Source organism: Rheinheimera oceanensis (genome assembly GCF_018831085.1).
In the GTDB taxonomy this organism is placed as follows: Bacteria; Pseudomonadota; Gammaproteobacteria; order Enterobacterales; family Alteromonadaceae; genus Alishewanella; species Alishewanella oceanensis.
This window is the reverse complement of record NZ_JAGPNM010000001.1, coordinates 1-11,840: the sequence shown is the minus strand read 5'-3', so window position 1 is coordinate 11,840 and position 11,840 is coordinate 1. Positions and strand designations below refer to the sequence as shown.

Genomic DNA, 11,840 nt, shown 5'->3' with positions numbered 1-11,840 from the left:
GCTGCGGTGGCATAGCGGGTGTCAGGCACGTTTTTTCAGCAACAGCGCAATATCGTCACTGCTACTTATTGGTTCTGCATGTTGTTCGGTTTGGCGTGGCCGCAGTTTTTCACCCAACACCAGCATACATGGAGTTAAAAACAAGGTTAGCAGGGTGGCAAAGGTTAAACCGCCGGCAATAGCACTGGACAATTGTGTCCACCACTGGGTTGACGGCGCGCCAAACCCAAGGCTGGGCTCCAGCAGGTTAACATTCACCGCCAGAACCATTGGCATTAGTCCCAGTACTGTTGTAATTGACGTCAGTAACACCGGCCTTAAGCGCAGGCAACCTGTTTCCAGTGCGGCTTCAAATGCCGATAAGCCGCTGTCACGCAGCTGATTGTACGTATCAATTAACACGATATTGTTGTTTACCACTATACCTGCCAGGCCAATAATGCCCATTCCCACCATAACTATGCCAAAGCTCTGGCCGTTAACCAGCAAACCAAGCAAGACACCAGCGGTGGAAAAGATAATGGCAGATAAAATCAGCAGGCTTTGGTACCAGCTGTTAAATTGCACCAGTAAAATCATTAGCATCAGGAAGATAGCGGTAGCAAAAGCCCCCATTAAAAAGGTCATGGCTTCTTGCTGATCGGCACTTTCACCGGCTGTTTTAATATGCACGTTGTCGGGGAGCTGAATATCGCTTTTCAGCAACGCCTGTAAGCGCTCGCTTACCTGATAGCCCGGTGCTAAATCACTTTTTATCGTTATAGCCCGGTTGCCGTCAATGCGCTTGATAATACTGGTTTTAGGCGCCGGTACCAGTTTAACAAAATTGCTCAGTGGTACCTGACCACGTTGCGTTTGAATGGTTAACCGGCCCAATTGATCTAAAGAACGCCAGTTTTGTGGAAAGCGCACCCGAATATCAACTTCGTCGCTGGCATACTCCGGACGAAACTTTGCCAGTAGCAAGCCATTACTGATCATCTGCACGGCATTACCAACTGTTAGCACATCGGCACCAAAACGGGCTGCGGCAGCACGATCTACTTCTATGCGCCACTCTATACCGGGTAAGCTTCTGTCATCTTCAATATCAACAAAACCACCCATTTGCTGCATCTGACTAATAATTTGCGTTACCGCCTGTTCAGTCGCTTCTGCTTCCATTGCACTTATCTGCAGCTCTATTGGCTTACCTGCGGCCGGGCCTTCCTGTTGCTGACGAAACTCCAGAATAATACCGGGAATATCTTTGGTAAGCTCACGCATTTCATTAAGTATATATGCCGCCCGGCGTCGCTCGTACCAGTCAATAAACTGAAACTGCAGGGTACCTACTACGTCGGGTGCCAGCTCACCGCTGCTGGCTGCCAGCGAGCGGGCATAAAGTGCTTTTACTTCTGATAACCCCAGCAGGCGTTGCTCTACCTTTTGTAACAAAATATCTTTTTCATAAATAGACATATCACCGCGGGCGCGTACCCACACCTGGGCTGATTCAGGCTCTACTGACGGGAAAAACTCCAGGCCATGGTTATATTTGCCGTAAGCAAAAAAGATCAGCACCATAGCACCGAGCATACCGGCAAAGGTCAAGCCCGGGCGGCGTAACAAGCGGGCCAGCAAGCCGCGATAGGCCTTACCTGCGCGGCTTTGTTCTACGTCGTGTGCCGGCGGCTGGGCTTTACTCAGCCCGCCCATTACCGGTAAGAATATCAGCGCCATAAACAGCGATGCCAGCAAACACAAAATAACAGTGGCAGGCAGGTACTTCATAAACTGGCCTACCACACCTGGCCAGAATAGCAGCGGCATAAATACCACTACTGTAGTAGCGGTGGAGGCGATAATAGGCCAGGCCATGCGCCCGGCAGCATTGGCCCAGGCTTGTTTCGGCTTTTGTCCTTCGCTCAGGTTACGATCGGCCAGCTCGCTGACCACAATAGCGCCGTCTACTAACATACCGGCTACTAAAATCAGCGCGAACAATACGATAATGTTCATGGTATAGCCCAGCGCGTAAATCAGCAGAATACCGGCAAAAAATGCTCCCGGAATGGTAATACCCACTAATACTGCCGAACGTACACCCATAGTGGCCACAATCAGGATCAGCACCAGCACCACAGCGGTTAACACGTTGTTCAGCAAATCTGACAGCATGTTTTTCACTTCGGTAGACTGATCCATAATATAGTTAATCTGCATACCATCAGGAAAGGCTGCACTGGCTTGTTCAATCAGTAGCTTGGTTTGCTCTATGGTGGAAATAATATTGGCGCCGCTACGTTTTTTCACTTCCAGCACTACTGCCGGCTGGCCATTAATACGGGCAAAACCGAGTGGATCTTTAAAGCTGCGGCTAATGGTTGCCACATCGCCAAAAGTGATCACGGTATCGCCGTCTACCTTAATTGGCATCGACAATACATCGTCTAAATTTTCAATAACGCCCGGCACTTTCATCGCCATACGGCCGGCACCGGTGTCCAGGCTACCGGCAGCAACCAGGCGGTTATTGTTTGAAACCAGTGTAAACAGCTGCTGATAATCCAGGCCGTAGCCTTCCAATACCTGTGGGTCTACCACTATTTCCAGTAAATCTTCGCGGTCGCCGCCGATATCGACTTCCAGCACCTCGGGAATAGCTTCAATATTTTCCTGTAACTGGCGGGCAATAAATACCAGCTGGTTCTCTGATACAGGGCCAGATAAACCTACTGACAATACCGGAAACAAGCCAACGTTAATTTCATTTACCGTAGGCTCGTCAGCTTCGCTTGGCAGTTTAGCCCGGGCAGCATCTACTTTAACCCGTACATCGGCCAGTGCTTTGTCAGCATTAAAACCGGCGTCAAATTCCAGCATCACTGAGGCATGGCCTTCACTGGAAGTAGACGTCATTTTTTTAATGCCTTCTAATGAGCGCAGTTCATGCTCCATTGGCCGTACCAGCAGGCGCTCACCATCTTCCGGGCTGATGCCGTCAAGCGACATCGACACGTACATCATCGGGATAGCCACATCCGGGTTGGCTTCTTTGGGAATGGACTGATAAGCGGTAATACCGGCAATAAACAAAAATAGCAGTAACATTAAACTGGCGCGGCTGCGCTGAATTGCCGCCTGAATAATGCTGTTCATGGCTTGGCTCCGGCAACCAGAACTTTATCGCCAGCGCGAACAAAGCCAGCGCCCTGGGTAATAATTTGTGCCCGCTGCGGCAAGCCACTCACCCAGGCTCCGTCGTTATCGGCACTTAATATTGCTACCGGATAAAACACTACCTGTTGCTGTTCGTCTACCACTGACACACCAAGGTGGCCACTGGTATCTAAGCTCAGCAGCGCAGGGGAGAGCCTGTGCGCCTGTACGGGTTCAAGTTGTACTTCAACTGTGGCACTGCCTCCGGCAATGCGCAGCTGGTCGGGGTTGGCTACCGTCACTTCGATATAAAAACTGCGGGTGGCTGTATCGGCAGCGTAGCTGATAAAACTAAGCTCGCCGTTTAGCTCACGGCCTTCAAGTAAGTGTAAAGTAACATTCTGGCCCAGCTTCAGTGCCGAAATATGTTGCTGCGGAATTTGCGCAGTGACTTTAAGCTGGTCAATTTGTACCAGTTGCATTAGCTCGGTGCCGGTTTGAATTAAATCACCTACTTCAATATGGCGGCGGTCTACCACACCATTAAACGGCGCTACCGGCTCTGTTTGTGTTACTGCAAGCCGGGCGGTTTGCAACTCAGCTTCTGCTTTAGCCATTTCGCTTTCCAGCCTGGTTAGCTCAGTTGCTGACAAAAACTTTGATTTTCCCAGTGTGCGGGCACTTTCCAGCTCGCTTTTGCGCAGCTTCAGATTAGCCTGTGCCTGTGCCAGTAAGGCGGTGCGGCCTTCGTCTGACAGGCGCAGTAATTTGTCACCTTGTTTAACCGTATCGCCTTGCTGTTTTAGTAAGGCTTCAACTGTGCCGGCCTGTTGCGATTTAATGCTTACCGCGCGCCAGGGCAATACCTGCCCCTGGGCAATTTGTTTTGCCTGATAGGGTTGTGCATCTGACCAGCGTGTTTCTACCTGTGCCAACTCAACAACCGGCAGTTGCTGTGCTGCAGGTGCATCTGCTTTAGCGCTGTAATTGTCGCCGCTAAACAGCCAGAAAATAAGCGCCAGGCTTAATAACACAGCAATAACAACAGGGGAGAAAGAAAGCTTTTTAAACATGAAAAATCCTTGGCGGCAGCAATAAACTCAGTGCAGTATAGCGTTACAGGGCAATATACTGGCAGCTATAAACACCAGCAAGTAAGTAACTGTAAGCAAATATAGCCGGATTAACGTTTTTACTGCTGGTTGCGGGCAAAACGCCCCAGTTGCTGCTGAGTACGGGCGGTGCCGGACAACAGATCTTTTGCAGCCTGATCAATAGAGGCCATCTGGTTGTAGGCATCACTGGTTACTTGTTCAATCGCGGACAGATGCTGATGGGTTTGCTGGTAGCGTTGCTCCAGCTCCAGTACAGTGTTATTAATGTTTTGAATACCGCTTTTAGCGTGTTGCAGTTCTTGTTGTAACTGGCTGAATTCAGCACTGGTGCTGTCAATTTGCTGCTGCGCTTGCTGTGCCTGCTGGTTAAGGCTTTGCGATTCAGTGCGGGTTTCGCCAACCAGTTGTTCCATTTCATTTAAAAAGCCGGAAATTTGCTTGGTGGCGTCATTTACTTTAGCAGCCAGCGTACGCACTTCATCTGCTACCACAGCAAAACCGCGGCCGGCATCACCGGCACGGGCGGCTTCAATTGCGGCATTAAGTGCCAGCAGGTTGGTTTGATCGGAAAAATTTTCTACCATCACCAGAATTTGCCGCACATTTTCTGAGTTTTTGTGCAGGCCGTTGATGGTACTGCCAAAGCTATTAAGCAGTTTAACAATGCCTGATAGCTGGCCGGTAAGTTGTTGCATCTGGTTGCTGGCTACTCTGGCTTTATCTACGGCAACACCAGACACCTGGCCTACCTGATCGCCATGTTGCACGATATCGGATAAGTATTGCAGTACCTGATCACTTTCACGGCGAATTTGGCCACTACGCTTTTCGGTATCCTGCAGATGGCTGCGGGTGCTTCTTACCGCACCGGATACCTGCTCGTTAACTAAATGGGTTTCGCCGGCCTGCTGATGAATGTCACCCAGCAGTACACCTAACTGGCTGACAAACTGGTTATATTCTTCCGACAGGGTACGAAATTCATCGTAAGTAAAAGCGGGCAGGCGGTGATTAAGATCGGTACCTTTACGGTTGGTGTCGTGCAGCGCCGACACCAGGGCTTTAACCGGCCGTACAATCAGATAGTGCATATAGCCGATAGTAAACACAAAAGCGGATACGCCAAGCACCAGTAGCAGCCACCAGCGGCTGTCAGCGCCGGAAGCCGGGTATGCCAGATACAGAGCCAGCAGGAAGAACAGCGCTAAAAAGCTGATATTACCAACAATTTTACGGCTTAATGTGCCAAAGAAAGTGCGTTCAATAAACAGGTAAACAGAGGTAAAACCAGCCATAAGGTCGCAAGTCCTGCCAGAATATATTAATAGAAATTAGCATAACATAGCCTTTTACCGGCTGCGACTATTGCTGTGCATTTGCTGTTGATCTGGCACAAACTCCTGTTATATAGCCAGTTTGCGGCTAACAAACCAACCTGCAACCATAGCTGCAATAAAAGCCAGAGTGCCATGGCTGCCAGAGCTGACAGCCGCTAAAGCCGGGCCGGGGCAATACCCCACCAAGCCCCAGCCTGCACCAAACAGTAAAGCTCCAATGAGCAGCGGTTTGTCCAGCGCTTTTTTACCAGGCAAGCTAAAGTTTTCAGCAAACACGGGTTTGCCTTTGCTGATAAACAGCCAGTAACCGCTGCTGTACACAACCAGTGCAGCGGCCATTACCAATAGCAAACTCGGATCCCAGTTGGTATTCAGTGTTAAAAAGCCCAGTACTTTGTTTGGGTCTATCATCTGTGAATAAGCAATACCGGCTGACATCAGCAACCCGGCAATAAAAGCGATAATAACGGGCATGATAGTTTCCTTAATGCAACAGGGTGGCAACCAGCATGCCGCTTAACATAAACAGCACGGTGGCAGTAACAGAGCGTGGCGATAAGCGGCTGATGCCACAAATACCATGGCCAGAAGTGCAGCCGCTGCCCCAGCCGGTGCCAACACCTACTAATAAACCGGCAGCAATAACCTGCCAGCTCAGCTGTGGGGTGGCATAGCTAAAATCAGTTAATATTGCGTCAACTAATATTGGGCCGGCAACAATACCGGCTACAAATGCCAGCCGCCAACTGCGCCCTTCGCGGACAAATAAAGCTGAACCGGCAATGCCGGAAATACCGGCGATACGGCCATAAAATACAAATAAGATCAACGCGCCAAGGCCTATCAGGGCACCGCCAATCAATGCCTCAACCGGAGTAAAGTTTTCCATCAGGCTCTCCTGTTATTGCTTAACTGCCAGACCGGCATCAAGCCAGGCTTGCATACCACCGGCAACAGAATAAATTTGGCTAAACCCCATTCGCTGCAGTGCTTCGGCTGCCAGTGCTGAACGGCCACCGGAGCGGCAGATCAAATACACCGGATATTGCGCCAGCTGTTGCAGCGCAATGTGGGGTTCGCAACCGGTGGCGGCTACTTTGGGGTGGTTATGAATGTTCATTTCCAGCACACCGCGCGGGTAATTCACCGCACCAGTAATGTGTTGCTGCGCGAATTCGGCCGGTTCGCGTACATCTATCAGTACGGTTTCGTTATCGGCTTTAAGTGCGCTGCTAAGATCAGTAATGCTGACTTCGTTAATGCCCGCTTTAGCTTCGGCAATTAACTGCTGTGACGTTTTCATCTGATGCTCCTGTTCGCTGAAATTAAATGACTGATTGATAGATTACTATTAGCGCCATAATTACTAAAAACACTGCAAAGGCGCGTTGTAGCTGTTGTTTTGGCAAGCGTTTGCCCACAGCAGAGCCGGCATAGCTACCGGCAATTCCGGCAATAATCATCAGGCCGATAATATTCCAGTCAAATACGGCACCGTCTGCAGCCATCACCCAATAGTATTTAGCAAAACCGACAAAGGATTTCATGGCAATAATAACCAGGCTGGTAGCAACACCAACCGGCATGGCTAAACCGCCCAACAGCACTAGCGCCGGTACGATTAAAAAGCCGCCGCCTACACCAACAAAACCGGTTATGGCCCCCACAATTAAGCCATCGATAACAATTTTTACCGGTTTAAACGCTTTGCCATTACCAGAACTGCCGGTGTTGTTACGCCACATCATTACTGCAGCCAGTAGCATTAAAAGAGCGAATACCAGCAACTGCCAGCGGGCATCAACTAAAGTACCCAACCAGGCACCGCCATAAGTACCAGCCATACCCGGAATACCAAACCACATAACATGGCGCCAGCTAATAAGCTGTTGCAAACCATTACGCACTGAGCCAAATAAGCTGATCCCCGCTACAATCAGCAGCGACGAAGCTATAGCCAGCTGAGGCGGCATATGCAGCAGGTAAAGCAATACCGGCACAGTCAGTATAGAGCCGCCGGAACCAAATAGTCCCAGACTTAAACCAATCACTATTGCACCAAGTAGGGCCAGCATAATGTGTTTGTCCTATATAACATATTGGAATATGCTTATAACATGAATTGCATTCTAGAACGGTTTTCGCTACGCTGCAATTAAATTTAGAGTTTTCTAATTTACGAGGTGTGTATGGCTGCTAATAACGTGCATATTGAAATGTTTTTTGATAAAGACAGTTCAACCTTTAGCTATGTAGTTACAGATAACAGCACTAAGGCTGCTGCCATTATTGACCCGGTGCTGAACTACGATGCCGCAGCCGGCGCTGTCAGCACGACAGATGCTGACAATATGCTGGCCTATATTACTGCCAAGAACCTGAAGGTGGAGTGGATTTTAGAAACGCACGCCCATGCCGATCATCTGTCGGCAGCGCATTATCTGCAGGTTAAAACCGGTGCACCGGTAGCAATAGGCGAGGGTATTCGTAAAGTACAGCAAACCTTTAAACTGGTATTTAACCTTAATGATGACGAATTGCTGGCTAAAGGAGACTATTTTGACAAATTATTTGCTGATAATGAGTGCTTTAACATTGGCAGTGTAACCGCACAGGTTATTAATACCCCTGGCCATACCAACGACAGCGTTAGTTATTTGATTGCCGGTAATTTATTTGTGGGTGATTCGTTGTTTATGCCGGATTCGGGTACTGCCCGTTGTGATTTCCCGGGAGGGGACGCGCATATTTTATATCGTTCTATCCAGCGCATTTATCAGCTGCCTGACGATACCAATATTTTTATGTGCCACGACTATCAGCCCAATGGCCGCGAGCTACAATACCAAACCAGTGTGGCTGAGCAAAAAGCGCAGAATATTCATATTAAAGCCGGTACGCCAGAGCACGAGTTTGTGCAAAAGCGCGAAGCTCGCGATAAAACGCTTGCTGTGCCAAGGCTGATTTATCCTGCTGTACAGGTAAATATCCGTGGTGGCCAGTTGCCTAAAGCGGAACACAACGGTGTGAGCTATATAAAAATTCCACTAAAGCAGTGATAACACAATAGTGGCCGGGGCTTGTACTTTACTTGCTCCGGCTTACTGCTTTAGCGTAACCTTGCGCCAGACAAAACACACAAGGTTACGGTATGAGAATAGCGTTGCTGGGGCTTGGCGATATCGCGCAAAAAGCCTATTTACCCTTAATAGCGGCTATGCCGGGCATTACACCACTGCTGTGCACCCGGCAGGCGGCAGTGTTGCAACAGCTTATGCAGCAGTACCGTATTAAAGAAGGCTACACAGAGCTTACGCAGTTAATTGCTGCCAAACCTGACGCTGTTATGATCCACAGCAGCACCGACAGCCATTTTAACATTGCAACAACCCTGCTTAACGCCGGTATTGCGGTATTTATTGATAAACCGCTCAGTTACAACCTGGCCGAATGTGAGCAATTGCTGGCGCTGGCCGAGCGGCGTAAGCTGTTATTGTTTGTCGGTTTTAACCGCCGTTATGTGCCCTTGTATCAGGCACCTTTGGCTGCCGTACCTGTACAGCTGCATTACCAGAAACACCGCTACAATTTACCGGCAGATGTACGTACTTTTGTTTATGATGATTTTATTCATCTGCTCGATTTTGCCCACTATGCCACGGTGTTACATAACAAAGGTAACTTTACCCCTGTAGTGTACGGACAGTTTGATAGCCAACAGGCTGACAGCAAACTGCTTGGTGCCGTACAGGTAAACTGGCAACTGGGTAAAACTACCGTAGCGGTGTCGATGAACCGGCTGGCCGGTATTAATATGGAACGGCTGGAATACTACAGCCACAACCAGCACTGGCAAATTGACAACCTGGCGCAGGGGCACAGTGCTGGCGCAAATCAGTTACAGCAACTGGTGCAGCACGACTGGCACAGTACTTTATATAAGCGTGGCTTTGTCAGTATGTTGGAGGCATTTATGCAGCAACTGCAAAAAGGCGGCACTAACAGTACAGAAAACCGGCGGGTATTTAGCAGCCACCAGCTTTGTGAATACGTTGTGCAGCAACTGGCTGGCTAAGTATAAAAGCAAAAAAGACCAGCCGGAAGGTTGGGAGTTCCGGCCGGTCGAATACAACTAAAGGTACCATGCAACCGGCATACTATCTGACTGCTGCGTTGCGTACTTTGATACAGCGCAAGAATAACCTTGTTAGCACGGCCTGCCCAGCGACAAAATGTAAGTGTTTATAACCGGTGTAACAACTGCCGCGCCATTAGCCAAAGCATGTATAGCCAGCGCTAAAGCTGGTAAACTATGGCGTTATTTTTTTGCTAAGGGGGCACCAGTGCGTTACCAGTGGATTTTATTTGATGCCGATGAAACCTTGTTTCATTTTGATGCCTTCAAAGGGTTGCAGTTAATGTTTTCCCGCCAGCAGTATCAGTTTAACGCAGACGAATACCAGTATTACCAATCCATTAACCTGCCGCTGTGGCAGCAATACCAGCAGGGCGAAATTAGCGCGCGTGAACTGCAGGTAAACCGTTTTACGCCCTGGGCTGAAAAGCTCGGTCAAACTGCCGCTGCATTAAACACGGCCTTTATGCAGGCGATGGCAGATATTTGCACGCCGCTGCCAGGTGCGGCAGAGCTTATTACTTCGCTTAAAGGCCGGGTAAACATGGGTATTATTACCAATGGCTTTACTGAGTTACAGCAGGTAAGGCTTGAGCGCACCAGTTTTGCTGATGTGTTTTCACCGCTGGTTATTTCCGAGCAGGTTGGTGTAGCCAAACCCCATATTGATATTTTTAACCATGCTTTTGCTTTAATGGGCCACCCACCAAAGCAGCATATTTTAATGGTAGGTGATAACCCGCATGCAGATATACAAGGCGGTATTAATGCCGGTATCGACACCTGCTGGTTAAACCGCCATAGCGCCGAGCGGCCCGAAGGAGTAACGCCGCATAAAGAAGTAAGCTCGTTGGCGCAGTTGCAGCAATGGCTGCTGGGCTAAAGCCGGTAACGGCAAACACAAAACCGTTGTTTATCCGCTAAGGCTGCAACGGTGCAGCCTTAGCGGTTTGGCTTATTTAATCAGCTGATATTGCTGTGCAGCGGTGTCGGTTTGCAGAGCAAAATGGCCCAGCAGGTAGTTATAGCTGGCATTTTCACCCCAGATACTGCTGCTGTGAATACCGTATATCAGGCAACTGCCGGTGGCACATACCACCTGATCGCTGTAGCTTTTGATCGAATACACTTTCTGGCCAAAGCGTGTGCCGTACAAGCCATCCAGAAACGGGCTCGACACCGACAAACCCGCACTGCCGCAGGTTGAGTTCCACACATTGTACGGATAAACACCACAACTTAATAAGCCGCGAAACGCACCGGCAATACCAACAAAACTGTTTACCTGTGACGCTATCGCCAGTTTGTCTATTTGCTGTGCAGCCAGTGTAGCGCCCATCGAATGGCCGATAACATCTATCTTGCCGGTGCAGGAGTTGGCTAAAGCTTGTTGCAATGCATTACGTACCGGTGTTTCTTCACTGCCGCTGTGGTCATTGCAGGCGGCGCAACTTTTTGAACCCCAGTCCGGCCGGTAAATATCGCTGCTGCTGTAGCCTTTAGTCAGTAAGTAGTTATAGGTGTTATCCCAGCTTGCCGGTGTGGCAGTATTGCCGTGCACCAGCACCACGGCATCAACACAAGCCGCCTGCAGCATCAGGCTGCAACTGGTAAAAACGGTAAAAAGGCTGGTAAGCAGATATTTTTTATAGTTATACATGGTATTAGCTCCTGTTGGGTTGCAACCTAAGCTAAGCAGTTGGTGAAAAATGCACCATAGCACTTTAGTGCAGCAGGATAGGAGTACAAAACTTGTCAATGCATACAGTGTTATTGGCTTTCCCAGCGATTGGCGGTTAAATATCCTGTTAACATTGCGCATAAGCTAATTGCTGTTTTTATTTACATGCTATAAATTAGGTACTTATGAAAGTGAGGCATAGAAATATAACGCACAGCCTCCGAAATATAACGCATGCTCGTTTTTCTGGGAACGCGATAACCAAGGTCAAGTATTTATAGTTATTTTTCAATTGGCTATTATGGTGTGTTTCCTCTATAGGAATTTAGAAAACGAGCATGCTCAAAAATAAAATGTTGAACTAAGCCGCTGCGCGGAGCTCTCAGCCACTACCTGTTATTGAGCCACACTTACTCCGGGAATGTTCCCAA

The 11,840-nt window shown here is 48.9% G+C and carries 11 protein-coding genes; 3 read left to right on the top strand and 8 right to left on the bottom strand.

What is annotated here, in order from left to right:
• Positions 1–21: 21 nt before the first annotated feature.
• The 7 genes from J3B89_RS00055 to J3B89_RS00025 all read right to left on the bottom strand — a co-directional run bounded on the left by J3B89_RS00055 (position 22) and on the right by J3B89_RS00025 (position 7,668).
• The gene (locus J3B89_RS00055; RefSeq protein WP_215395492.1) at positions 22–3,141 is read right to left on the bottom strand and encodes an efflux RND transporter permease subunit; all 3,120 of its coding nucleotides are present in this window, start codon (positions 3,139–3,141) and stop codon (positions 22–24) included.
• On the bottom strand, positions 3,138–4,214 hold the full coding sequence (locus J3B89_RS00050) for an efflux RND transporter periplasmic adaptor subunit (protein WP_215395491.1): 1,077 nt from the start codon (positions 4,212–4,214) through the stop codon (positions 3,138–3,140). Before J3B89_RS00050 ends, J3B89_RS00055 begins: the two co-directional genes overlap by 4 nt.
• A gap of 119 nt (positions 4,215–4,333) precedes the next feature.
• Complete coding sequence (locus tag J3B89_RS00045; protein WP_215395490.1) at positions 4,334–5,551, bottom strand: methyl-accepting chemotaxis protein; 1,218 nt, start codon at positions 5,549–5,551, stop codon at positions 4,334–4,336.
• A gap of 108 nt (positions 5,552–5,659) precedes the next feature.
• Positions 5,660–6,067, bottom strand: a complete 408-nt coding sequence (locus J3B89_RS00040; protein ID WP_215395489.1) for a DUF6691 family protein — start codon at positions 6,065–6,067, stop codon at positions 5,660–5,662.
• Positions 6,068–6,077: 10 nt separating this feature from the next.
• A complete protein-coding gene (locus tag J3B89_RS00035; protein WP_215395488.1) occupies positions 6,078–6,482 on the bottom strand; it encodes a YeeE/YedE family protein in 405 nt (134 codons plus the stop codon).
• 12 nt (positions 6,483–6,494) lie between these two features.
• Positions 6,495–6,896, bottom strand: coding sequence for a rhodanese-like domain-containing protein (locus J3B89_RS00030; protein WP_215395487.1), 402 nt, complete (start codon positions 6,894–6,896; stop codon positions 6,495–6,497).
• 22 nt (positions 6,897–6,918) lie between these two features.
• Positions 6,919–7,668, bottom strand: a complete 750-nt coding sequence (locus tag J3B89_RS00025; RefSeq protein WP_215395486.1) for a sulfite exporter TauE/SafE family protein — start codon at positions 7,666–7,668, stop codon at positions 6,919–6,921.
• Between the two features lie 114 nt (positions 7,669–7,782).
• Between J3B89_RS00025 and J3B89_RS00020 the strand changes: the two genes are divergently transcribed.
• The 3 genes from J3B89_RS00020 to yjjG all read left to right on the top strand — a co-directional run bounded on the left by J3B89_RS00020 (position 7,783) and on the right by yjjG (position 10,611).
• Positions 7,783–8,652, top strand: coding sequence for an MBL fold metallo-hydrolase (locus J3B89_RS00020; protein ID WP_251372128.1), 870 nt, complete (start codon positions 7,783–7,785; stop codon positions 8,650–8,652).
• Positions 8,653–8,744: 92 nt separating this feature from the next.
• Positions 8,745–9,668, top strand: coding sequence for a Gfo/Idh/MocA family protein (locus J3B89_RS00015; RefSeq protein ID WP_215395485.1), 924 nt, complete (start codon positions 8,745–8,747; stop codon positions 9,666–9,668).
• Between the two features lie 268 nt (positions 9,669–9,936).
• Positions 9,937–10,611 (top strand): pyrimidine 5'-nucleotidase, encoded by a 675-nt coding sequence (gene yjjG, locus J3B89_RS00010; protein WP_215395484.1) that lies wholly within the window; start codon positions 9,937–9,939, stop codon positions 10,609–10,611.
• Positions 10,612–10,683: 72 nt separating this feature from the next.
• On the opposite strand, the gene J3B89_RS00005 is transcribed toward yjjG, so the two are convergent.
• Entirely contained in the window at positions 10,684–11,388 is a 705-nt protein-coding gene (locus J3B89_RS00005) for an alpha/beta fold hydrolase (RefSeq protein WP_215395483.1), read from the bottom strand.
• Positions 11,389–11,840: the final 452 nt, after the last annotated feature.